The sequence below is a fragment of the Rhodococcus sp. DN22 genome, from assembly GCF_036669995.1.
In the GTDB taxonomy this organism is placed as follows: domain Bacteria; phylum Actinomycetota; class Actinomycetes; order Mycobacteriales; family Mycobacteriaceae; genus Rhodococcus_F; species Rhodococcus_F erythropolis.
Genome location: NZ_CP133326.1, coordinates 5,284,873 through 5,309,348, shown reverse-complemented (window position 1 = coordinate 5,309,348; position 24,476 = coordinate 5,284,873). Strand labels below are relative to the sequence as shown.

20 protein-coding genes are annotated in these 24,476 nt (G+C 62.7%); 8 read left to right on the top strand and 12 right to left on the bottom strand.

Going from position 1 to position 24,476, the window contains the following annotated elements; genetic code table 11:
* Positions 1-23 precede the first annotated feature (23 nt).
* The 11 genes from menC to RA302_RS24250 form a co-directional block, all read right to left on the bottom strand.
* The gene (gene menC / locus RA302_RS24300; RefSeq protein ID WP_030535169.1) at positions 24-1,157 is read right to left on the bottom strand and encodes an o-succinylbenzoate synthase; all 1,134 of its coding nucleotides are present in this window, start codon (positions 1,155-1,157) and stop codon (positions 24-26) included.
* Positions 1,147-1,968, bottom strand: coding sequence for a GNAT family N-acetyltransferase (locus tag RA302_RS24295; RefSeq protein WP_030535170.1), 822 nt, complete (start codon positions 1,966-1,968; stop codon positions 1,147-1,149). The genes menC and RA302_RS24295 overlap by 11 nt, the downstream gene beginning before the upstream one ends.
* Positions 1,946-3,109, bottom strand: coding sequence for a M20/M25/M40 family metallo-hydrolase (locus RA302_RS24290; RefSeq protein WP_003939777.1), 1,164 nt, complete (start codon positions 3,107-3,109; stop codon positions 1,946-1,948). The genes RA302_RS24295 and RA302_RS24290 overlap by 23 nt, the downstream gene beginning before the upstream one ends.
* Positions 3,106-6,465 (bottom strand): serine hydrolase, encoded by a 3,360-nt coding sequence (locus RA302_RS24285; protein WP_030535171.1) that lies wholly within the window; start codon positions 6,463-6,465, stop codon positions 3,106-3,108. Before RA302_RS24285 ends, RA302_RS24290 begins: the two co-directional genes overlap by 4 nt.
* A complete protein-coding gene (locus RA302_RS24280) occupies positions 6,462-7,253 on the bottom strand; it encodes an ATP-binding cassette domain-containing protein (protein ID WP_003940215.1) in 792 nt (263 codons plus the stop codon). Before RA302_RS24280 ends, RA302_RS24285 begins: the two co-directional genes overlap by 4 nt.
* On the bottom strand, positions 7,250-9,130 hold the full coding sequence (locus RA302_RS24275) for a dipeptide/oligopeptide/nickel ABC transporter permease/ATP-binding protein (protein ID WP_225320135.1): 1,881 nt from the start codon (positions 9,128-9,130) through the stop codon (positions 7,250-7,252). Before RA302_RS24275 ends, RA302_RS24280 begins: the two co-directional genes overlap by 4 nt.
* A 1-nt stretch (position 9,131) precedes the next feature.
* Positions 9,132-10,145 carry an ABC transporter permease gene (locus tag RA302_RS24270; protein WP_003940249.1) on the bottom strand — a complete coding sequence of 338 codons (1,014 nt, stop codon included), beginning with the start codon at positions 10,143-10,145 and terminating at the stop codon, positions 9,132-9,134.
* Positions 10,146-10,207: 62 nt separating this feature from the next.
* Entirely contained in the window at positions 10,208-11,809 is a 1,602-nt protein-coding gene (locus RA302_RS24265; protein ID WP_030535172.1) for an ABC transporter substrate-binding protein, read from the bottom strand.
* A 227-nt stretch (positions 11,810-12,036) separates the two neighbouring features.
* Complete coding sequence (locus RA302_RS24260) at positions 12,037-13,635, bottom strand: ABC transporter substrate-binding protein (RefSeq protein WP_030535173.1); 1,599 nt, start codon at positions 13,633-13,635, stop codon at positions 12,037-12,039.
* A gap of 144 nt (positions 13,636-13,779) precedes the next feature.
* A complete protein-coding gene (locus RA302_RS24255) occupies positions 13,780-15,381 on the bottom strand; it encodes a helix-turn-helix domain-containing protein (RefSeq protein ID WP_037125831.1) in 1,602 nt (533 codons plus the stop codon).
* Between the two features lie 49 nt (positions 15,382-15,430).
* Entirely contained in the window at positions 15,431-16,345 is a 915-nt protein-coding gene (locus RA302_RS24250) for an SDR family NAD(P)-dependent oxidoreductase (RefSeq protein WP_007731375.1), read from the bottom strand.
* A gap of 100 nt (positions 16,346-16,445) precedes the next feature.
* Here RA302_RS24250 and RA302_RS24245 point away from each other — a divergent pair, with 100 nt between their 5' ends.
* Entirely contained in the window at positions 16,446-17,063 is a 618-nt protein-coding gene (locus tag RA302_RS24245; RefSeq protein ID WP_007731377.1) for a TetR/AcrR family transcriptional regulator, read from the top strand.
* A gap of 302 nt (positions 17,064-17,365) precedes the next feature.
* The gene (locus RA302_RS24240) at positions 17,366-18,505 is read left to right on the top strand and encodes a magnesium and cobalt transport protein CorA (protein ID WP_030535175.1); all 1,140 of its coding nucleotides are present in this window, start codon (positions 17,366-17,368) and stop codon (positions 18,503-18,505) included.
* A gap of 87 nt (positions 18,506-18,592) precedes the next feature.
* On the opposite strand, the gene RA302_RS24235 is transcribed toward RA302_RS24240, so the two are convergent.
* Positions 18,593-19,210, bottom strand: a complete 618-nt coding sequence (locus RA302_RS24235) for a hypothetical protein (RefSeq protein WP_007731384.1) — start codon at positions 19,208-19,210, stop codon at positions 18,593-18,595.
* 109 nt (positions 19,211-19,319) lie between these two features.
* Between RA302_RS24235 and RA302_RS24230 the strand changes: the two genes are divergently transcribed.
* The 6 genes from RA302_RS24230 (at position 19,320) to RA302_RS24205 (ending at position 24,446) form a co-directional block, all read left to right on the top strand.
* Entirely contained in the window at positions 19,320-20,366 is a 1,047-nt protein-coding gene (locus tag RA302_RS24230) for an ATP-dependent DNA ligase (protein WP_003940354.1), read from the top strand.
* A complete protein-coding gene (gene ligD, locus RA302_RS24225; RefSeq protein WP_030535176.1) occupies positions 20,366-21,406 on the top strand; it encodes a non-homologous end-joining DNA ligase in 1,041 nt (346 codons plus the stop codon). The genes RA302_RS24230 and ligD overlap by 1 nt, the downstream gene beginning before the upstream one ends.
* Positions 21,407-21,499: 93 nt before the next feature.
* On the top strand, positions 21,500-22,000 hold the full coding sequence (locus RA302_RS24220; RefSeq protein WP_050654843.1) for a DUF6764 family protein: 501 nt from the start codon (positions 21,500-21,502) through the stop codon (positions 21,998-22,000).
* Positions 22,001-22,108: 108 nt separating this feature from the next.
* Positions 22,109-23,320 carry a serine hydrolase domain-containing protein gene (locus RA302_RS24215; protein WP_007731391.1) on the top strand — a complete coding sequence of 404 codons (1,212 nt, stop codon included), beginning with the start codon at positions 22,109-22,111 and terminating at the stop codon, positions 23,318-23,320.
* A 15-nt stretch (positions 23,321-23,335) separates the two neighbouring features.
* Positions 23,336-23,554 carry a dodecin gene (locus tag RA302_RS24210; RefSeq protein ID WP_003939815.1) on the top strand — a complete coding sequence of 73 codons (219 nt, stop codon included), beginning with the start codon at positions 23,336-23,338 and terminating at the stop codon, positions 23,552-23,554.
* Between the two features lie 10 nt (positions 23,555-23,564).
* Positions 23,565-24,446: a hypothetical protein gene (locus RA302_RS24205; protein WP_007731393.1), complete on the top strand. Its 882-nt coding sequence runs from the start codon at positions 23,565-23,567 to the stop codon at positions 24,444-24,446.
* Positions 24,447-24,476: the final 30 nt, after the last annotated feature.

The following is a 24,476-nucleotide window of genomic DNA, read 5'->3' as shown; positions in this document are numbered from 1 at the left end:
TGCTGCGTGACTGTGTGACGGACCTACAGAATCTCGGTTCCGACCGTGAAGCGATCCATGACGTCTTCACGTGGAGTCACACCGAAGCCCGGTCCCTGCGGCACAGCGATGTGGCCGTCCTCGATGACAAACGGTTCGGTGATGTCCTCCTTGTAGAAGCGATCGGAAGCCGAGATGTCGCCGGGCAGCGTGAACCCGTCCAGCGCCGCGAGGGCCGCGTTGGCGGCGCGGCCGATTCCGGTCTCGAGCATTCCGCCGCACCACACCGCAATACCGTGTGCCGAGGCGAGATCGTGGATGCGCTTGGCTTCCAGATATCCACCGACACGGCTCGGCTTGATGTTGATGACCGAAGCGGCACCGAGCGTGATGGCATCCGCCGCATCCTTGGCCGACTCGACCGACTCGTCGAGGCAGATCGGAGTCGAGAGGGACTGGGCGAGCTTGGCGTGCTGCACCAAATCGTCCTCGGCCAGCGGCTGTTCGATGAGGAGCAATGCGAATTCGTCCAGGCGGCGCAGCAACTGCGCGTCGACGAGGGTGTACGCGGCATTCGCGTCGACCTGCAGAGGAACGTCGTAGCCGAACTCCTTGCGCACCGCAGCCACGGGAGCGATGTCCCAGCCCGGCTTGATCTTCAGCTTGATTCGCACGTAACCCTGCGACAGATAGTTGCCGACGGTTTCGAGTAGCTGCGGAATGCTGTCCTGGATGCCGACGGACACTCCCGAGGGCACCCGAGTGCGAGTGGCACCGAGGTACCGAGCGAAAGACTGTCCACGAGCCCGCAATTCAGCATCGAGGATTGCCATTTCGATAGCCGACTTCGACATCTGGTGACCCACGACGTGGTGAAGTACGCTGCCGACCGTCTCGGCCGAGAGCGGCTGATCCGACTGCGACTTACGCAGCGTCGGAACGAGATACTCGCGAAGCATCGCCCGCGCACCAGCGGTGTATTCGGAGTTGTAGTACGGATCGCTGAGCGAGCCGCACTCGCCCCAGCCGACGGTCTCCACCGGACCGTTGGGGCCGTCGGTGGTGCCGCTCACTTTCAGGACGAGGGTGTTGCGCTCGAGCTGGGTGCTGAATGACGTGGTGAAGGGGGAGACGAGAGGGATGCGCAGTTCGCGCAATTCGACGGACTCAATGTGCATGGACTTGCTCTTCTCCGGTTGTCTCGCAGATTTTCGTGAACATGTAATAGCCGCTGGGGTCGAAGCCGGTCGATTGCCATTCCTTCGAGGCGATCAGTGGTTCGAGGTACTCGCGAAGCGCGTGTCGCCAGGCAAAGGCAGAGGCGCGGTCGACTGTTCTCAGATGCTCGATGTCTCTGGGTATTCCGACTGCGATATCGACGCAGTCGGGTGGGATCGGGAGCATTCGAGGCGTACCGTCTTCGGTGGGTTGAAGCACCTTGAATGTATCATTCACGGCCACAGTAGAACTCGGAGATCCACCGACGTCGAGGTCCCAACTGACGAGCATACGATCGCTGGCGTCGCCTGCATTGATTCCGTCTGCCATCGACCCGTAGAAATCCGGGTTGTATTCGGCCGGTTCGGCTCCGAGACGCTGAATGTTGAAATAGGCATTTCGTGCGACCAGTGGATCGAAGGTCCACCGGATCGTCTTGACGCCGCGCTCGATGCACCAGTCTCGCTGATGATGCTTGAGGGCGCGGCCGATTCCCTTGCCTGCGTGTCCCGGTAGTACTCCGGCGATGTGTGAGTGCAGAACCTCGCCGAGAGGCTCGACGAAGAATCCGACGCAACCACCGATCATTTCGCCTTCGGAAAAGGCTCCCACCACGTAGTGACCACCGTGGTGAAGCGCAACCAACATCGCAGTGCCGAAATGAGCCGGTCCGGGACTGGTAGCCCAGATCTCGTCGAAAACGGCGGATAGATCGGCTATTTCGCGGGTATCGACCAGTTCTCGAAACTCAACCGCTTTGCTTTTCGACACGAGGGCCCCCTTCAGACGTGATCGAACGAATAAGGCCCGCAACCAACGCCGTCCTCGGAGCGATTGCGGACACGAGCGCATGCTCGGTCTCGGCGTGTGCACCGCCGCCGACGCCACCGAGGCCGTCGAGGGTGGGGATACCGATACCGGCAGTGAAGTTTCCGTCCGAGGCTCCGCCTACGGCGAGGCCGACGGGCGGAGTCAGATCATGCTCGAGCGCAACGCGTTCCGCCAACGCCAGCAACGGTGCGGACATCGTCCCTTCGAGAGGTGGACGGTTGACACCACCCGAGACCGTGACTACGGCTTCGGGGTGGATTGCCTGCAGGGCTCGGATATTCGCATCGACGCGCTCCTGCTCGGCGGCGCTGGTTGCGCGCACGTCCACGTCGACGAAGGCTTCTGCCGGAACGGTGTTGGTTGTGGTTCCGGCTGAAATGACAGTCGGGGTGACGGTGGTTGCCTGTGCCGGCGAGGACAAGTCGTTGATCGCGATCACGAGACGAGCCAGTTCTACTGCAGCGTTGATGCCTTTTTCCGGCTCCAGCCCGGCGTGGGCGGCGCGACCGGCAACATGGATCCGATACAGCGACACTCCCTTGCGGACAGTCTTCAGTTCGCCACCGTCACCGCCGGCCTCGAGAACCAGTACCGCGCCTGCCGCAAGTTCCTCGATGAGGGACCGCGACGTGGGTGAACCGATTTCTTCGTCACCGGTCACGAGGAGTGTGATTCCGTCGAGTGCATCGTCGCCGTGCAGCTCCCGGACGATAGCGAGGGCGTGGATTGCCTGAACGACACCAAGTTTCATGTCGAGTCCGCCCGGACCTCGGAGCGCTCCGTCGGTGACGGCTGCGGGCAGGCGTGTCAGGGTGCCGATCGGCCACACGGTGTCATGATGACCGAGCAGCATCAGCCGCGTCGGTGAGCTGCCGAAACGGGTCACCAGATGGGTACGGCCTTCCGTCACTATCGACTCCGGTGTCACGCCGAGTCGTTCGTGGACAAGGTCTGACGTCCACTTCGCGCTGCGGGCAACAGCTTCGAGATCGTGTGACGGCGACTCGACTTCGATGAGCGCGATGGCGTCTTCGAGGATCTGAGGAAGTTGGCGCTCGGCCAGATCGCGGAGAATGGTCATCGGTTGTTCACTCGCGGATACGCGCGGCTTCCGACGTGTAGCAATTGTGTACTCCCGTTGTCGAAGAAAGTGATCCGGATCCAACCCGCTGATTGAGGTAGTTGGGTCGCGAATACTCCAGGGTGAACTTCGATCAGGCTGAGAGAGACGGACTCTGCGCTTTCGGCGGTGACCGAAGGGTCGATGTGATCGGTGCGGCGGGCGGTCAGGGAACCGCCGGTCCTTTCCAAGACGAAATCGGCTGCGGCATCGCGGTACAGGCCGCACAGCGCATCGAGTTCTTCAGGTGAGGACGTGACGCGGGTGTGGGGGTCACCAGGCGAGAATGCCGGTGTCACACTGACGCCGCCTATGGAACCGATTACTTCAGCCAGAAGATCGCCGGAGAGAGCGTCCATTGCTCCACCGTTGGCCATCAGGACCACGGCTAGACCGCACGACGGCACCACTCGCAAGAACGACTGCTGGCCGAGAGTTCCGCCATTGTGGCCATGAGCCAGTACCCCGCCCCAATTATGCAGCAGCCACGTGGTTCCCATGATGTCCGCTGACGACACGTCACCGATCTGGCGGCGCTCCTCGAGCATCGCCAGATGGGTGGACCGCTGAAGCAGAATCGGATCCTCGCGCATCGAATCCTGCGCGAACAGAAGAAGGTCCTCGGCGGTGCTGTTGATGAGACCGGCGGGGCCCATCGAGCGAGGGATGAGGAATTGTGGTGTCTGCTCGAGGTCGTCGGCAGCGCCGACGTGCCCGACTGCAGCGCGGTGCAGTGCCGTCTCCTCAGGCAGGGTCGTGGTTTTGGTCAGGCCGAGCGGTTCGATGATCCGCTCGCGCAGAACCGCGTCCCAACTCTTACCTCGGAGAACCTCGATGATTCGTCCGGCGATCACGAAGCCGGTGTTGCAGTACGACCAATCGGTGCCGGGGGCGAAGAGCTGCACCGTTGATTTCAGTGATGCGACGTATCGCTCGACGCAGTCGTCGCCGCGCCCGCCGTCGATGAAAAGGTCACCGTCGATGCCACTGGTGTGAGTCAACAGGTGGCGAGTCGTGACCGTTTCGGTGGCTACCGCGTCGGCAACTGCGAAGTCCGGCAGGATGTTCCGGACAGGTGAGTCGAGATCCAGCAATCCTTCTTCGACGAGCTGCATGATCAGGGTGGCCGTCCAGACCTTGCTGATCGAACCCATCTGGAACAGCGTGTCGGGCGTAGCCGCGACGCCGGTGCGGGTACTGACGACACCGGACGTGACCACGGTGCGGGAGAATCCGCTGCGGGTTGTGGTCAGAATTCCCAGTGAGGCGCCGGGCACCCCGTACTTCGCACTCAGGGTGTCGAGTCGGTACTGCCAGTAGTCGGGATCGACCGTGGTCAGTGCGGGCTTGGGGGAGAGGTGCCGTTCGATCCAGTCGACGAGACGAGTGCTGTACTCCAGTCGGTGGGACGGCCGACCCGTCAACACGAAGGCATGTGACGCGTCCGGGAAAACCACCAACTCGGTCGGGGTGCCGGCCAAACGCAGTCCACCGAACCACTGTTCGGCCTGGTTGACCGGGCAACGGACGTCGCTGCCGCCGTGAAGGATCAGCGTCGGTGTCGTCACCTGGGAGACTCGCCCCAGCGGCGAAAGTTCCTGTACCCGAGATGACTGCGGGTCGAATTCGACCGTCTGCAGCAAGATGCCCTCGTCCGAGGGGCCGGCCGTGTTCGCGATGTCGCAAACGAGACCACCGGCGACTGCGACGGCAAACCGATCGGTGACGGACGTCAGGGCGCACGTCATGAATCCGCCGTAGCTGTAGCCCGTGAGCACCAGTTGCTCCGGATCGGCCATCCCCTCGGTGACAAGGGTTTCGACCGGTTCGAGCAGGTCGGCACGATCCGCCTCACCCCAGCCGTCCCGCACACCGTCGAAGAAGTCGTTTCCGTAGCCGTCACTTCCGCGCGGATTGATCATCAAGACCGTGAATCCCAGCGCGACCAGTTCCGCGTGGTATGCGTGCATCACGGTGGGCGTTCCGGTCCAGGCATTGTGTGGTCCGCCGTGGACGTCCAGAACCAGCGGGCCGGCGCCCGTGACGTTCGGGTCGCGCAGGATCCAACCCTGAACACGGGTGCCGTCGCTGATGTCGAACCAACGCTCGGAGGCGACTGGAAACGCGACGGAAGTTGTCAGTTCCGTGTTCAATTCGGTGACGGTTTCGACTGCACGAGTCTCGAGGTCGATGACGGCGACCTCGCCGAAGGATGTCGCCGTTGCCAGCGCGACGACGGCTCGCCCGGACGTCAGGGCAAGGCCTGAGACCACTGTCTGCTCGCCGGTGAGAAGTGGTGAGACGGAGCCTGATCCGAAATCGACCTTGTGCAGTTCGGTGGAGCCGTGGTTGCGGATGCAGAAGACGATGTCGCCGTCGGCGGTGAAACTCGGTGCGCCACCGGGATAACCGGTCCCGCCCGGCATGACGTTTCGGTCGAGTCCGGACGTCAGGCTGCGGTCTTCCACTCGCTGGTCGCGGTGCAGGACAAGAAGTTCGTTGTTGTGAATGATCGGTGTGTACCAACCGACGGCTACGACCGCGTCGCCGGCAGGTGTCCATGCAAGTGGTCCTGCGAGGCCGCGTGCGTGCCCCAACATCCGCGGAGCGGAGGCGAGATCAGTCAGCGATACGGTCCAGGCGGAACTCGCCCGCGTCAGATCGGCGTCGCCGTCCATCGCCGCGGTGAAAGCCAGTTCGGTGCCGTCGGGACTGTACGCGGGATGCGAAGCGTCCCAATCGCCGTCCGTCAGCTGCCGTAGTGAGCCGGCGGCCAGATCGAACTCGAACAAGTGCGCCCGAACGCTGCCCCGGACACCGGATCCGTCGACCTTGTAGTTGAGGCGCTTCGCCACCAAGAGGCATGACGATCCGGCGGCAGTGCGGTCGACGGGGGCGCTGAAGGCGATCCGAGCGCCGTCAGGAGAGAACACCGGTGCCCCCGCGCCGAGCGGGAGCTGCGCCGTGGTGGTCAGCTGTGTTGCCGGACCCCCGGTGGCGTCGACCTTCCACAGTTGTGGTGTGCCCGAGGAATCCGGCCGAACGAAGACCAACAGCGTCGAAACGGGATGCCAAGCCGGCGAGGTGTCGGCAGGTCCCGCGGTGAGCTGTAGTTGCGGGGAAGCCAACCAGATCGAGTGCTCGTTGGTATCCGCAGCCGGATTCGATTCGGTACGTACGTATGCAATGCGTCCCGACGCCGATACGGCGATGCTGGTCGGTGTAACCACGGACGCGTAATCCTGGATTCTCGCCGAACGACGTTCTTCGGCACGGGCTACGGCTGCGGGAGAGTCGAGAGTGGTCGGCGTTGTCATTGGAACATCGGCTCCCCGAATGTCGGGATCGCGGACAACAGCTTTGCCGTGTACGGCTCCTTGGGCGAATCGATCACGTCGAGAACCGGCCCGTGCTCGACGATCTCGCCGCCGAGCATGACTGCGACGTGGTCACAGACGTAGCGGATCACCGCCAGGTTGTGACTGACGAACAGAACCGTCAGACCAAGCTGCTTCTGCAGATCCACCAACAGATTCAGAACCGCGCCCTGCACGGACACGTCCAGAGCGGAGGTGATTTCGTCGGCAAGCAGAACTGCCGGTGCGGCTGCCAAAGCCCGCGCGAGGGCAACGCGTTGGCGCTGACCACCCGACAACGACGATGGGTATTCGTGCGCCTTCTCCACCGGCAGTTGGACGGTGGTGAGGAGTCGAGCGACCTCGGCAGCGCGGTCGCCGCGGCTGCGCCGAGCTTTGTCACGACGCTCGGTGGACCGCAGCGCCTCGGCGAGTGACTGGCCGATGGTCATTCGCGGGTCGAGGCACGAGTACGGATCTTGGAAGACCATCTGGATCCGGTGGCGCAGACGAGCCGTCGCGCCGCGGGCGTGAGCGACGTCCACACCGTCGAGAAGGATCTGGCCGGAACTGGGCTCGGCCAGGCCGACAGTTGCTCGCGCCAGTGTCGACTTTCCGGAACCCGATTCACCGACGAGACCGACCACCGATCCGGAGGGGATGTCGAGATTGATGTTCTTGACGGCGTGGAATTTTTTCGAACCGCTACCGAGGTGGACGTTGACGTCACGGAATTCGAGTCTGCTCATCGGATCTCCTCTGCAACAGCCAACAGTTCTTCCAACTCGATGTCGGCGGTGCTCTCCTCGGCGTCGAGGCTCTCCACCTGCCAGGCTTCGTCGACGGTGGCAAGCGGCTTGTCGCGATCGGTGCTCATGGTGGGGACCGCGGCGATCAGCGCGCGGGTGTACGGATGCTTTGCACGGCCGGCAATCAGATCGTCGACTGCGATGTCTTCGACGATTTCGCCGGCAAACATGACGAGGACACGGGTGCACATGCCGGTGATGACGGCCATGTCGTGCGAGATGAGAAGGATTGCGGCGCCGGTTTCTTCGCGAACCTCGTGGAGCAGCCCGAGGACCTCACGCTGAACGGTCACGTCGAGCGCAGTGGTGGGTTCGTCCGCGATGATCAGAGCGGGCTTACCCATCAGACCCATGGCGATCATCGCGCGCTGACGCATACCGCCGGAGAACTCGTGGGGGTACTGCTTCGCACGCCTGGGCGCGTCGGGGATCTTGACGGCGTTCAGTCGCTCGACTGCCGCCTTCTTCGCGTCGGCCTTGCTCATACCTTCGTGGAGCCAACCGATCTCGGCGACCTGGTATCCGACCTTGAGAGACGGATTCATGGACGACATCGGATCCTGGAACACCATCGCCATACGTGTGCCGAGTTGGCGGGCAACCTTGCGCGAAGCCGCGTCGTCCGGCCGCTTGCCGTCCTTCATCAGCACGGTGCCGTCGAACTCGATGAGCCCGGCGTCGACCACGGTGGGGTGGTCGGTCAGCTGCGCGATTGCCATGCAACTCAGTGACTTTCCGGACCCGGATTCACCGACGATGCCCACGGTTTCGCCGCGGTGAACTGTAAAACTGATGTTGTCGACGGGGCGACGCCAGTCGTCACCCGCGGGGACTGCGACGGACATGTTGCGGACGGTCAGTACCGCGTCTTCGTCGGTGGGCGCCGAATCGGCCTGGGCAGTTTTCCGGTTGATCGGCTTCCACTTCGGCAGGCGACTGCTGATCGGGCTGCGAACTCCCGCGCCGCGAGCAATGGCCTCGCCGAGCAGCGTGAAGGTCAAGCCGGCGAGCACGACGGCGATGCCGGGGGCGAGTGCGGTGGCCGGGTTGACGAAGATCTTCGACAGACCTTCGTTGAGCATCCGGCCCCAGTCGAATGCAGGCGGCTGAATGCCCAAGCCGAGGAACGAGAGTCCGGCGAAGACCACCAGGCCGCTGCCGACAGCGATGCTGGCATTGACGATGAGTGGTTCACGGATATTGGGGAGAATGTGGCGGAACAGCAGCCCCGGCTTGGTAACCCCGAGGATGCGTGCTGCGTCGATGAAGTCGCGTCCGTTGACCGACGAAGCCAGTGCGTACGTCAACCTCGCGAACGGCGAGGCCAGGGCGAGACCGATGGCGATCACCGCGCTGCCAGCACCCTGTCCGAGAACGACCAACAGGAAGATCGCGAGGAGCAGTCCGGGGAATGCGATGGCGAAGTTGAGGAATGCCACGACCATTCGTCCGACCCAGCGGGGAGCGAGCGTCGGGAGCGTACCGAGTATCAGGCCAATTGTGACACCGAGTGCGACGGCTCCGAGAGCCATGAGCACCGACAGTCTCGCGGCGGTCATCGTGCGGGCGAAGACGTCACGCCCGCCGGCGTCGGTGCCGAAGATGTGCTCGGAACTCGGTCCCTGAGAGAGTGCCTTCGGGTTGGCTGCGACAGCGGCGTCACCCCAGATCATCGGTCCGAAGATGACGAGGGCGATCAGAGCGGTCAGGAAGGTGAGGGCCAGGATTCCCAATGGGGTGCGGAACGTTCCGACGATCCAGTGTCGTCGCGGGGGCGTCTTGGGGGCCGCAGTGGGGGCCGTAGGTGAGGTGCTCAACTCAGTTCTCCCGAATTGTGGATCGTGGGTCGATGAGAGCGAGCACCACGTCGACGATGAAATTGATGAGAAGGACGATGGCGCCGTAGATCACGACCAGTGTCTGGGCGAGCGGGTAGTCCTTCTCGGTGATGGACTTGACCAGCGCCATGCCCATGCCGGGCCAGGCGAAGATGCTCTCGATGAGCACGGTGCCGGCAATCAGACCACCCAGGAGGAGTCCGGCGAGCGTCAGCGTCGACGTCATGAGGTTGGGCATTGCATGACGGAAGTAGATTCGTGCCACGGGCATTCGCTTGGCGCGCGCCGTACGGATGTAGTCCATGTCCAACACGCCGAGCGCCTCTGCACGGACGATGCGCGACATCGAGGCGATGGCACCGATCGACATGGCCGCGACCGGGAGGATGTAGCTTTCCGGTCCACCTCGGCCGGCGACGGGCAGAACAGGGAACGTGACGGCAAAGAGGTAGACCAGCGCCGTACCGAACATGAACTCGGGGATCACGGCGATGGTGCCCGACGTTGCGGTGTAACCGATCTCGACTCCGCGTCGTCGACCGTTGCGGGTCAGTGCAGCGAAGATGAGGCCGATCGGAATGCCCACTAGCAGCACCGTGACGACTGTGAGTACAGCCAGTTCGAGTGTTGCCGGTAGGCGGGACGCGATCACCTCGAAGACCGGAGTCCTCAAGGTGATCGAGTCACCGGGATTCCCGCTCAGCAACCCGCCGACGAATCGGAAGTACTGCTGCCACAAGGGAAGGTCGTAACCGAGCTGAGACCTCGTTGTCTCGACCAGTTCGACCGGTGCGTTCATTCCCAGTGCCAACCGAACCGGGTCTCCCGGAATCAGTTGGAGCATCAGGAACGCCGCAGTCACCAGCGCCCAGAGTGAAATCACGAAGGTGCCGAAACGACGCAGAAGATATGCGGGCCAGCTGTCGGACTCGAGCCACTTTGCTCGAGCCTGAGGCGCCGCTTCTGGTTTCGCGGCTTCAATAGTTTGACTCATGGGCTGTCTTTCCGGAGGGCGGGATGCTGGGGCGGGAAGATATTTCAGAGTGGGCGGACGGCCTACTGGTAGAGACGCAGCGCAGAACCGTTGAGCGACTTGCCGAATGAGAGTCCGGCCTTGTTGAAGTACACGTTCATGACGGAGTCTGCGAAGGGCACGGCCGCGATCGTCTTGGTGAGCTCCGACTCGGCGTCGGCCCAGGCGTCACAAGCGTCGCTACCGGTCAGACCGGAAGCCTTGGTGGCTGCTGCTTCGTAGGCGGGGTTGCTGACCGATCCGAAGTTCTTGCCTGCTGCGGGAACCGGCCCGGCAAAGTACGCAGTGAAGGTGCTGGGCAGCGAGGAGTTGACCTGGACCCAGGCGATGTCCCAGGCAGAGTTGTCCTTGCCGCTCAGAATGACGTCGATGATCTTGTTCGAGTCGCCCCCGGTCACCTCGACGTTTGCGCCGAGTTCGGACCACGCCGACTGAGCAAGTTCGGCCGCCGCGTTGCGCGGATCGTCGGTGCCGTCGTACACGAGACGGAGATTGAGCGGCTTGCCATCCTTGCTTCGCTTGCCGTCAGCGCCGGCGGTCCAACCAGCGCCGTCCAGTGTTGCCTTGGCGGCAGTGAGGTCGAAGTCCGGAATGTTGCCTGCGACAGAGTCGTAAACGCAGGCGCGCGGTTCGACGGCGACGAGGCTGGTTGCCCGGACCCCGTGTCCGGCGGTGATGACCTGAGTGAGGTCGTCGAGATCGACCGCTTGGATCAGGGCCTTGCGCACTGCGGGATCGCTGGTGGGATTACTCGCGATCTGGTTGAAGTACATCTGGCCTGCCGGCAGTGGCCGACCGACGGAGTCCAGATTGGCTGCCGCGACGCGGTCCTTGTCCGGACCGGCGATCGGAGCTGCGTTGAGTTCACCCGAGAGCAGCTGATTTGCGGCGGTGCTCACGTTCGGCGACATGGCGGCGACGACCGTCTTGGGGACGCCCGGGGTGTCGGAGGTCGTGCCGTCGGGGCCCCAGTTGTAGCCCTCGCGACGCTGGAACGTGTAGTGGTCGTTGGCGGCAACTTCGGTGACTTCGAACATGCCGGTGCCGAGCGACTTCTTGTTCGACGCTGTCGGATCTTTCAATCCGGCCTCGCACAGGATCGGCAGGCGACCGACGTTGAGAAGAAGGAACGGGCTCGGCGCCGGAGTGGTCACCGTGACAGTGCGCGTTGCAGGATCGGCAGTCGCAGTGGCGCCGGTCGGCACGGAGGACCCGCGCAACTGTGAACCGTTGTCCGGGTTGGCCACGAAGTTGATGTTGTCCGCGACGGTCTGCGGTGTCAGCGTCGATCCGTCGGTACAGGTCACCCCGTCACGGATGGTGAAGGACGCCGAGGTCGGGGTCTCCTCCCACTTCTCCGCCAACCACGGTCCGACTTCACTGGTATCGGGATCCTGGTAGATCAGGTAGTCGTACGCCAAACGCGACAACTCGGCGGTCGCCGAGGCGGCCGACATGATCGGGTTGAGAGCACCCGGATCGGCCTGCAGGGCGAAACGGAAGGTCCCGTCGGTGGCCGGTTCACCGCCACTGGCGCCCGAGGACGTGCCTCCCGAGCCACAAGCAGACAACACAAGCGTGAGCCCTGCGGCTGCCGCAAGTGTTGGATAGAAGCGGTGTTTCATGGTGCCTCCGTGATGGAGCAGGGGCCCGAGCGAAAAACGTGAGGGCGCGGTTGAGTGTTGACTGCTAAATCTTGGCGCATGACGTGACGCGCATCTCTGTCGATCCTCACGAAAATCGGGTCGATTTTCGTCCGCTCCCACGAAAACCGTCAGGATCAGTGAATACCTGTCCGTATACCGACAGCGACCGGCGAAACACGACGATTTCCCCGGTCGCTACCGGCGGTCTACTGGTACAGGCGCAGGGCCGAACCGATGAAATTGCGGCCGAATGCAAGACCCGCATTGTTGAAGTAGAGAGTCGTGATCTTGTCGGCAAAAGGTACCGCCGAGTTTGCTTTGATGATCTCGGACTCAGCGTCTGCCCAAGCGGCACAAGCGTCCTCGCCCGTCAGCCCGGAAGCCTTGGTGACGGCTGCGTCGTAGGCCGGGTTGGAGATCGACGCAAAGTTCATTCCCGCAGCGGGTACCGGACCGGAGAGGAAGGGGACCAACATGCTGGGCAGCGCGACGTTGATCGGCTCCCACGCGACATCCCACGCCGTGTTGTCCTTGCCGCTGAGTGCGACATCGAGAATCTTGTTCGAGTCTCCACTGGTGAGTTCAACGGTGGCGCCCAGGTCGTTCCAGGCGTTGACCGCGACGTCGGCAGCAGCATCGGTCGCGTCGCCGAACGTCTCGTAGACCATCCGAATTCGGAGTGGTGTGCCGTCCTTGCTGCGCTTACCGTCCGCGCCGACCTTCCAGCCCGCAGACTCGAGAGTTGCTGCGGCCGCACTGGTATCGAAGTCCGGTAGGTTTCCGGCGACAGAGTCGTAGATGCAGGCCCGCGGTTCGATGGACACCATCGTGGTCGATCGGGTTCCGCGGCCGGCGGTGAAGATCTCGGCGAGGTCGTCGAGATTGAGAGCCTGGACCAGCGCCTTGCGAACGGCAGGATCGCTCGTCGGATTGCCGGGACTGTGGTTGAAGAACATCTCGCCCGCTGGAGCAGGCTGCTTGACGGTGTCCAAGTTCGCGGCGTTCATGCGGTCCTGATCGGGGCCGGAGACGGCAGCGGCATTCAGATCACCGGACAACACCTGGTTGGCCGCTGTGCTGTTGTTCGTGATGATGGATGCGACGACATTCTTGGGCACACCGGCAGTGTCGGAGGTAGTGCCGTCCGGTCCCCAGTTGTATCCGTCGCGCCGAACGTAGGAGTAATGGTCGTTGGCGACTGCCTCGGTCATCTGGAACATGCCCGACCCGAAGGTCGTCTTGTTTGCCGCCGTCGGATCCTTCAACCCGGCCTCGCACATGATCGGTATTCGCGCCAGGTTGAGAAGCAGGAACGGAGAGGGTTCCGGAGTTGTGACCGTTACGCTCCGGGTCGCCGGGTCGGCGGTGGCAGTTGCAGTTGCCGGTGCGTACACCCCGCGGAGAGCGGATTTGTTTGCTGCGTTGGTGATGAAATTGACGTTGTCGGCGACGGTCTGGGCAGTCAGAGCGGATCCGTCGTTACAGGTGACGCCGTCGCGAATGGTGAAGGACGCGGAAGTGGTTGTCTCTTCCCATTTCTCGGCGAGCCACGGCTTGGTTACGCCGGTATCGGGATCCGGATGGAGCAGATAGTCGTAGCTCAGACGCGCCAGTTGGTGCGCCGGCGAAGCGGCGGTCATCAGCGGATTCAGAGCGCCGGGGTCGGCCACGAGAGCCAATTTGAAGGTGCCGTCCGTGACGGGTTCACCCCCACCCGAACCCGATGAGCCACCCGTTGAGCACGCGGTCAGGGCAAGAACGGTGCCAGTTGCCGCAGCCAGTAGTGCGTAGGACCGTTGTTTCATGGTGCCTCCGGAAGGTGTGGTCCCGCCCGAGTGACGCGAGGTCTGTCGGGTCAGGAGCAAAAAACGATTGCTTGAATCCTCACCCAACAAAAGGAGGAGAACATCGTCCGGATTTACGAATGTTTCGTGAGACTTGGTAGATCGCTACAACATTGTCGGATGGAAGAGACGAATCTGGAGCATCAGACTGAATCGCGTCTCGGGGTCGTCCAGATCGATGCCGGCAATTCCGGCAAGCTTCTTGAGGCGGTACCGGAACGTGTTGACGTGGATGTGAACCAAGGACGCAGCAGCCGGAATGTCACCGAACGTGTCGAGCCAGGCGCGGAGCGTGTCGACAAGGTTGATGTCGTGACTGCGGTCGTACTCACGCAGTACCGCGAGCGGACCCGATGCGGTCTCGTTCTCGTCCGCCAGGGCGTCGGAGAGGCGCAGAAGTAGGGAATTGATCTGCACGTCGTCGGCGCACGCGACGGTCCGGCCCGAAGAATTCCACGTCGACCTCAGAACGCGAAGCGCTCGGTCGGCTTCGTCGCGTGACTTCTCCAGCGTCATCACGTCGGCCACTGTCGCACCGATTCCGATGACCACCGACTTTTCCGAACGGGAACGGTCTGCAAACTCCGACGCGATCCGACGCACGTAGTCGTCGTCGGTCTGATGCCGGGTGTGTGGGATGACGGCGTAGACGGTGCCGCCGATCGCTGCCGCCACCGACAACGGAAATACTTGGTCGAGATAGGTATTGAGTGTCAGGGCCAGTTGATCGACATCGGCTTCGGCCTCCAACGATGCACCGGCGCCGCTACGGAAGCCGGCCGCAAGTACGTTTGCCTTCGAGCGGCCGTAGCCCAGTCGCTCGGCCGCTTCCTTGGCCGAAGTGCCGCCACTCAGTAACGTGATCACCTCGCCCAACCTCAGCCGTCGTGCCGAATCCGCGGCCAGCTTGGCGCGAAGTAAACTCATCGCGGCCACGCCCGCCGCCTCGACGAGCGTTTTGACCTGCAATTCGTTCGGCTCCTCGTCCAAGATCACCCAGATCGAACCGAGGATCTGCGATGCCGCATGTATTCGCATGCCGACGCGGGGCCTGACGCCCGGCCCGATACCCGGTAGAAATACCGGCAGGGTAGAGCCGTAGATCTTGTTGAAATACCCCATTGACCTGAGCCGATCGGAATAGTGCTGCGGCACTTGATGTCCGAGGACACTCTGCTTACGTGCCTCGTCGCCGAAGGCTTGATCCGCCGAGAACGCGAGGATCCGGCTCGACTGATTCTCGATGGTGACCGGGCCGTTCAATACCTGAGCGATCGAGTTGGCAAGATCGAACAGGTCGGCGTCGGCGGCCGACGTGCGGTCCCCGTTGTTGCCGGATTCGAGGATCTCGTTGATCAACGACGCGCTTTGCAGCCAGCTTGCATCCTTGACCATTCCGAGGAGTGCGACGTCGGTGTCGGCCACCGCCTTCTCGACGAGGCCGTCGAAGTCCAGGGGCTCTTTGACGATCAGCGCTACCGCACCTGCCGAGCCGTATTCTCTTACCGCCGTTGCGATATCGGCCGAACCTGCGAGACCTGCGCCGAGTACGACGGCGCCCGCACTGTCCTGGGTAGCTTCGGACCCTTCGTGCAGGGTCACGCGGCTGACAGTGCGGGCGCCGTCGACGGTGTCGCCACCGCTGAGGAACGTCATTCCCAGTCTGTCGACGATGTCGACGATCGATACTCCCGTAGGTGTGGTCACCACCACACCTTAGGGGGAGCGGGGTCGATCAGTTGTCTGGTTGCCCGGCTCAGTTGCTGGGCTGCTCCGCCACGGCCTTCTCGACGAACCGGCGGGTCTGATCGAACGCCGCGGGCACCTGGACGGAATCGGTCATGTCACTGATCTCGGACCACCGTTCGGCGACGACCTCGGGGGAGAGTGCGCCTTCGGGGATGTAGACGCCCTGCGACTCTTCCATGCGAGCGATCGCGAAGACGCCGGCGCCGGCGCTGAGGATGGTCTTCGTCGGTGCGTCATCGGAGACCATGAACAGTGCGCCGGGTGAAATCGATTCGGGTGCAAGCAGAGCGAGAGTCTTCTCGTCGAGGAGGTCTTCGGTCATGCGGGTCGCGGCGGTCGGGGCCAGCGAGTTGACGCGGATGCCCTTGCGTTCGCCCTCGATGGCGAGAACGTTCATCAGGCCGACGACGCCGGACTTCGCGGCGCCGTAGTTCGCCTGGCCGAAGTTGCCGTAAATTCCCGATGCCGACGTCGTCATGAGGATGCGTCCGTAGTTCTGTTCGACCATGTGCGGCCAGACTGCCTTGGAACAGATGACGGAACCCATCAGATGCACGTCGATGACTTTGCGGAAGTCGTCGAGCTCGGCCTTGATGAACGACTTGTCGCGCAGGATTCCGGCGTTGTTGATCAGGATGTCCACGCGGCCCCACTTGTCCACGGCCGTCGCGACCATGGCGGCAACGGCGTCGACGTCGGTGATGTCGCAGTGGTCCGCGATGGCCTCGCCGCCCAGCTCGACGATTTCCGCCACTACTTTGGCTGCTGCGGTATCAGCGCCGCCACTGCCGTTGACCGAGCCACCCATGTCGTTGACGACGACGCGTGCGCCGCGTGCGGCGAGGGCCAATGCGTGTGAACGGCCGAGTCCGCCGCCTGCGCCCGTGATGATCGCTACCTTGCCGGAAAAATCCAACGACATTGGAAAACCTCTCTGATCTGGGATACTACTCAGTATTACTATGCGATGGCGTGGAAACAGTCAAGGGCCGGCAGGCAGTGTGAATGGGAGTGGAAGTCGAATGAGTAGTGATCTTCCGGACGTGCGATCCGCGATCATCACCAGCGCCGCCGACGCCTTTGCCGAAGACGGTTACGCGGCCACGACTGTAGATTTACTGGCCGATCGAATCGGCGCCACCAAAGGTCTTGTCTACTACCACTTTCGTTCCAAGTTCGACATCTACCTGGCAATCTACGAGCGCGGGATGAGCCTGCTCCGCGCTGAGGTCGAGTCTCGGATGGGCGGGGCAGAAAGCGGCCTCGCGCGTCTCGAAGCGATGTCGCACGCCCACCTGGTCAATCTCATGACACATCTCGGGTACCACCACACGATCCACCAAGGCGTCCGGGGCCAGATGAACTCCGCGCTCAAACCGAGACAACAGCAAGTCCTCGTGGAACTGAATTCGCTGCGACTCGATTACGAGAATCTGTTCGTCGACGTGATGACCGAAGGTGTCGCGGATGGTTCCATTCGTGCGGGCTCACCTCGAATGGCGGCAAAAGTCCTCCTCAGCAGTCTCAACGGCATCGACCTCTGGTACCGAAGGCGTGAAGGGCAGACGTTGGCGGAGACGGAGTCGTTGGCGGACCAGATCGTCGAACTGTTGATCGGCGGATTGCGCGCTGCGAACTGACTGAAAGCTGCATTCGTCGAGCGGGTTTCCTCCGACCGGTTCGTGCTGTCCTGCGGCTTGTCGTTCGGTTTGTCGTGCTCTGACAGTCGGGGTAGCATGTTGGCGTCGTGCGCGGACTTGCGTAGGAATTCAGGGAAGAGGAGGTGTGGCTGTAGTGCGTGGCCAACCTCCGAGTACCAACTGAAGCTGTAGCCGCCCGGGTTGATCCGGTATTTTGCTGCAGCTTCATCGTGTGTTCATCGGCTTCGGCTTTGCTGTGAAGCAAGCGTCGTCGTTCACTCTTCCCTCGAAAGCTGTTCAGCATGCGCGAATTTCGTCGTTCACGTTCGGTACTGCCACGTCGTTCCGCGGGGCTCGGTGACTCACATCCCGGACACTCGCGTGCCGCACGCACCGTCGTCAAGGCGGCCCCGCCCGAGGCGGTGGCGCCCGTCGAATCGACCGTCGTCAACAGCGGCGTGTACCGCGACGGCGAGCGGATAGCGTCACCGTCCACGCTGGCGGAAGCACTGTCATGCCTTCCGGATTCGCAGTCGATGGCGTGGATCGGCATGTACCGGCCCGACGACGCCCAGTTGTATGCCGCTGCACAACATTTCGACCTCCACGAACTGGCGGTCGAGGATGCGATCGTCGCGCACCAGCGCCCCAAGCTCGAGCGCTACGGCAAGACACTGTTCGTGGTGCTGCGTGCTGCGCGGTACCGCGACGAGACCGAGCGGGTCGAATTCGGCGAGTTGCACATCTTCTGTGGTCCGAACTTCATTCTGACCGTCCGTCACAGTGAATCGCCGGATCTGTCGGCGGTGCGGACTCGCATGGAGAACGATCCTGACCTGTTGCGGTTGGGTACCGAGGCCATTCTCGACGCAGTCGTCGACGGGTACGCCCCGGTGGTGGCCGGACTGCAGAACGACATCGACGAGATCGAAACCGAAGTATTCAGTGGCGATCCCGGAGTTTCGCGTCGCATCTACGAACTGACCCGTGAGGTGATCGAATTCCAGCGGGCGACGCGTCCGCTGCTGGGAATGCTGCGTGGGTTGTCGGCAGGGTTCGACAAGTACCACACGGACGAGGAACTCCAGCGATACCTGCGCGACGTCACCGACCATGCGACGACGGTGGTGGAGCGGGCCGACGGCTTTCGTCAGTTGCTCGGAAACATCCTCACGGTGAACGCAACTCTGGTGTCGCAGAACCAGAACGAGGAGATGCGCAATCTGACGCAGGCGAGCTACGCGCAGAACGAGGAGATCAAGAAGGTCTCGGCGTGGGCGGCAATTCTCTTCGCGCCGACGCTCATCGGAACCGTGTACGGAATGAACTTCGACGACATGCCGGAGCTGCACTGGCACTTGGGCTATCCGTTTGCACTCTCGATGATGTTCCTGACGTGTGGAAGTCTCTACACGATCTTCAAACGTCGGGGCTGGTTGTAGAAAGCGTTGGTGTAGAAAGCGCTGTGCGCCTTGACAACCGAGATCGGTTGGCAAGGCGCACAGGTGTTTTTCGGGAGGGCGCTCGAATCAGAGCGTTGCGACGCAGACCGTGAACTTACGTTCCGGGTGCTCGAATCCCGAGTCTGCCCCCGAACCGCATTCGTCGATCGACGTGGAGTTCTGCAGAATTTCGACGACCTCGACGACGTTGGTGCCGCTGGTATCCGAGCATTCGATGCGGGCGGGCTCGTCCATTCCGCTGCCGAGATCCATGCATCCGCCGACTACCCAGTCGACGTCGAGACAGACAGCGCCCTGCTCGTCACCCGCGAGGGTCTCGTAGTAGTACGAGTCGACGTCGGAGGCACACAGATCAGAGGTGGGAACCTTGGCGACCACCTTGTAGTTGGAATCCTTGCTACCGCAGTCCGCGTTGTCGATTTCTGCGGCCGTCGTGGTGCCTCCGAGCTTGACGCAATCACCGATCGACACGTCGATGTCGACGTCGCCGCCGTCGTCCGAGCCTTCCTGGCCGGTGATCTTCGAGGTGGTCGGGGCCGCGGAGGTAGTGGTCGAATCGGCAACCGAGGAAGATGATTCCGCAATGGCTTTCGGCTCGATGTCGGAACCGCAACCGACGGTGAAGGCGGCGATTGCAGAAGTTGCGATCACCGCAGTGCAAAGTCGCCGGACGATTCCGGACATAAGGACCCCTTTGTTGATTCTTGGATAATTCTGTTGGTTCGTGGATTGTTCGGGACCTATTCCAATACATCGGTAGTCGAATTGCCAACCGGACTGTCAGTATGGGTAGGTGGAGCTACCCCTGATGCCGCCGCTTGCCCCGATGCTCGCGAAGGCTGCGGCCACTGTGCCGCCTCAGCCCGAGTCCGGTGACCCGACGTGGTCGTACGAGCCGAAATGGGACGGATTTCGAGCAATCATCTTTCGTGACGGTGACGAAGTGGTGCTCGGGTCGCGAGGAGGAAAGGACCTGGCGCGGTACTTTCCCGAAGCGGTGGAAGCTGTCAAGTCTGAATTGCCCGAAAAATGTGTCGTGGACGGAGAACTGGTGGTTCCCCGTGAGATCGACGGTGTGACGCGTCTGAGTTGGGAAGCGCTCTCCGAGCGGATTCATCCCGCCGCGAGCCGCGTCGCATTGTTGTCGGAACAGACGCCAGCGCAATTTGTCGGGTTCGATTTACTGGCGCTCGGCGATCGCGACGTCTCGATCGAGGACTTCGGGGTCCGACGTGCGCTGCTCCTCGATTGCATCGGTGGCGGGCCGAGTTGCCACGTCACGGCAGCGACGGCAGACAGCGCCGAAGCAATGGCCTGGTTCGAAACCTTCGAAGGCGCGGGTCTCGACGGGGTTGTCGCCAAGAAGCTGGCGGGACCGTACCTGCCGAACAAGCGCGAGATGATCAAGGTGAAACACGCCAGGACCGCGGATGTCGTACTGCTGGGCTACCGTCCCCACAAGAGTCAGCCAGGTATCGGGTCGATGCTTCTTGGTCTGTACGACGGTTCCGAATTGAAGATGGTCGGTGGCGCTTCTGCTTTCACCGCGGCGCGGCGGATCGAGTTGTTGGCCGAACTCGAACCTTTGCGCCTCGGGGACGACGTTGTAGCCGAGGGAGAGGCCAGCCGGTGGAGATCGGCCGCAGACCGCTCCTGGATTCCGCTTCGTCCTGAGCGGGTGCTCGAAGTGGCGTACGACCAGATGGAAGGGGAACGCTTTCGGCACGCTGCACGATTCCTGCGCTGGCGTCCGGACAGGGTGCCCGACGAATGCACATTCGATCAGTTGGAGGTTCCGGTGCGATACGACTTCGCGGATGTTCTTGCAGGCGGTAAGTGATGGCGAGCCCGGCAGAGGAACTGGACGTCGACGGGATCGCGGTCCGATTGTCGAGCCCGGACAAGATCTACTATCCGCAGTTGGGTGAGGACGGCGGAACCAAACGGCATCTTGTCGAGTACTACCGAACGGTGGCGCTGCAGGGTGCAGCGTTGCGGGCGCTCCAAGATCGGCCCACGCATCTTCAGCGATTCCCCGACGGCATCGAGGGCGAAGAGGTTTACCAGAAGCGGCTGCCGGCAAAACGGCCCGAGCACGTCGAATCCTGCGAGGTCACGTTCCCGTCGGGTCGCAAGGCCGACGTCCTTCGAGTGCGAAGTGCTGCGAACATCGTGTGGGCCGCCAATCTCGGGACTGTCACGTTTCATCCCTGGGCCGTGCGGTGCCCGGACACCGACCACCCGGACGAACTCCGCATCGATCTCGATCCGCAACCGGGGACCGGGTTCGACGAGGCCGTTGCCATCGCGGACGAGGTCCTTCGCCCTCTGCTCGCCGAGTTGGGATTGGAAGGATTTCCCAAGACGTCCGGTGGCCGAGGCCTTCACGTCTACATCCCGCTCGAGGCGCGCTGGGATTTTGTCGAGGTCCGTCACGCGGGTATCGCCCTTGCTCGTGAAGTCGAGCGTCGTAGTGTCGATCGCGCCACAACCGCGTGGTGGAAGGAAGAGCGGGGTGAACGGATCTTCATCGACTTCAATCAGAATGCCCGTGACCGGACGATCGCGGCGGCGTATTCCGCTCGTAAGACGCCGATCGCAACTGTGTCGACGCCGGTGACCTGGGACGAACTGCGCGACGTGCATCCAGACGACTGCACCATCGCCACGGTTCCCGGCTTGCTCGCCGATCGTGGTGATCCGATGGAAGCCATGCACGACAAGGCCTTTGCCCTCGATGTTCTGTTGGAGATGTGGGAGAAGGATCTGGCGGCAGGACTGGGCGATCTGCCGTACCCGCCGAACTATCCCAAAATGCCCGGTGAACCCAAACGTGTTCAACCGAGCAAGGACCGCGATCGGAAGAACAAAGACGGGTAGCGTCAGCGGCGGACATATCGGGTAATTCGATCAGACGTCGAATGTACGGTCACGTCGAATGCACTGTGGGGGTTGGATATGGATCGCCGGAAAATGCGAGCAGCAAGCTTAGCGGTGGGCGGCGTGATTCTTGCCGCCTTCGGATTGTCACTCGGTAGCGGAACAGCGTCAGCCGCGACGTTGGATTGTTCGGCGCGCGGGCAAGATCAGACGATCGTCGACGGGTCATCCGCATGCCGAGCGGTGGCAGATGCCTCCAGTTACGCGATTTCACACGTCGAGGGCGACGGCGTCGGCGTCGCGGATTCTCGAGACGGCGGCAGGTCGGCAGGCCTCGGCCTCTTCGGCGGCGTTGCTGCGGCGGAGTCACGCGGTGGGTTACTTGCCGCCGTCGCGTACGGCCCGGGTTCGCTCGCACTCGGTCGCACCGACTCCTCACCATTTGCCGTCGTGCTCAGCGGACCTGGCGGCAGAGCGGCAGTGGGTGACGCGGACGTCGGGGCGATCTGCTCAGGTGGTCCCACCCTTGTTTTCAATATCGCCACAGGTCAGGGATGTTTCAGCGACGGCACTTCGACGTGGGTCACCCCGTGAGGGCACCCCGGCCCTGAGCCTCTTGCGTGACAGTGGTCACAATGGTGTCAAGCTCCTGCCACCGATCGGGTGACCGGACAACTTGATCAGCGGGGATCGGAGGACGCGATGACTCCCAGTGCACGACGGGGTTCGCTCGCCCGGGTGGAGGTGCCTTCGCGCACCGAGCTGTACGTGGACCGGCGATTCCTTCCCTTGGCCGACCGCTTTTTCGCGATGTATCGCCAACCGCAACAAGGCGGCGGCGCGCTGGTCGTGTACCTGGGAGGCGAGAAAGTTCTCGACATCTGGGCCGGCAATGCCGATCGTGATCGGCGCTGGGACCACGACACGGTGTCGCTGTCGTTCTCGACCGGCAAAGGCGTCGCCAGCACCGTCGTTCACCGACTCGCCGAACGTGGGTTGATCGACTACGACGCCCCGGTTGCTCGGTACTGGCCTGAATTCGCGGCGGCCGGCAAGGACAAGATCACCGTCCGTGAACTGATGTCACATCGCGCGGGCCTTCACCGAGTTCGCGGCTTGATGCCGCATCCTCTCGACCTGATGGACTACGACGCGGTCGTTGCCGCCCTGGCTGCCGAGAAACCGGATCCGCGTCGGCTTCGAGGCCCCGGCTATCACGCTGTGACCTACGGCTGGTTGGTAGCCGAACTTGTGGCCAGGGTGTCCGGTCAGCCGTTCATCGACGTCGTACAAGCGGAGATAGCCAAGCCCCTCGGAGTCGACGAATTCTGGTACCGCGTACCCGAAACCGAGCGTCCACGGATCGCGAAGCTGTTCCCACATATCAACCCTGCCGGCTTGAACTGGGCCTTCGCGTCGACCGTGCTCTCACACGTCGGTCCGACTCGCGGACTCGCGGAGGCCGCGATGCCGGACGGTTTCGACGTCATGGTGCGCAACCCGGCTGTCCACGACGCCGTCATGCCGGGCTGGAACGGAGTGTTCAGCGCGCGTGCTCTCGCGAAGATGTACGGCGCCATCGCGAACGGCGGCGTGATCGACGGGAAGCGGTTCCTGAAGGAATCGACCATCGAACAGATGTCGACCATCCAGACTCGCGATCGGGATTACGTGCTGGCGGTGCGGCCCAACTGGACTCTCGGTTACCACCCGCCGATCATTGCCGCGCGGCGGCAGCCGCGGAATGCGATAGGCCACTACGGAGTCGGCGGTTCAGGCGCGTATGCGGACCTGTCCAGCGGACTCTCGCTCGGTTTCACCACCAACAGGTTGGGTAGTGCTGTGACAGCTCTCGGTGATCTTCGCCTTGCGAGGCTCGGCGCCGAGGCGCAGGAGTTGGTTCGTCGAATCTGACACGAAGGGAATGCCATGAGCAGCAACGTGTACCGGGTGACCGAGATCGTCGGCTCGTCCACCGAGAGCAGTGACGCGGCAATTCGCACCGCCATCGCCCGGGCGAACGAGACGGTGCGCAACCTCGAATGGTTCGAGGTGGTGGAAACTCGCGGCCACATCGAGAACGGCGCCGTGGCGCATTTCCAGGTCACGTTGAAGGTCGGCTTCCGGCTCGACGGCGACGAATCCTGAACCGTTCTTCATGACTGTTGATCTCACGGCAGCCGTCGGGTTCATGGCGGGACATGCCAGGACTCTCGATCGGCATCGGCTGAATTTGATTCTCGGACAGGGTGACCGGGCCGCGGCTTGTGCGGCCGTGGACGGTTATCGCAACCCGGACGGTGGGTACGGCTGGGGACTCGAACCGGATCTTCGCTCGGCAACCAGCCAACCTGGCGGAGCGCTGCATGCCTTCGAAGCCTTTGCCGACATCGGAACGCCGACGCCCAGAGCGGTCGAACTGTGCGACTGGTTGCAGACCAATTCGCTGGCAGGCGGCGGTTTACCCTTCGCCTTCCCGATTGCAGACCCAGCCGGGTGTGCGCCCTTCTGGGTGAGCGCGGACCCGTCGGCGCCGTCGTTGCAGATCACCAGCATCGTGTGTGCTGCAGCGGCTCGCGTTGCCGAATTCGACGAGGCCGTCGCCGAACATCCGTGGTTCGCCTCTGCCGTTCGATATTGCCTCGACGCGATCGACGGGGCCGATTCTCTGCATGCCCTCGAGCTCGCCTTTGCCTTGCAGTTTCTCGACGCGGTTCACCGGAACAGTCCCGAAGCGTCGTCGTTGGTGAGCACTCTTGGTTCGCGTATCCCGGCTGACGGCTTGGTTCACGTGGACGGGGGAGCCGAGGGCGAATTCATGCGGCCCCTCGATTTCTCACCGCTTCCCGGCGGCCCGACCCGCGCGTTGTTCGACGCATCAGTGATCGAGTCCGAACTGTCTGCGCTCGCTGCGCGACAACATGGCGACGGCGGTTGGGCGGTGGATTTCGACAGCTATTCGCCCGTCGCGGCGTTGGAATGGCGAGGTCACGCCACCGTGCAGGCGGTGTGGCTGCTGAAGCGCAATGGGGTGATCTGAAAACGATTCTCGCGCCAAATTGGAACACGT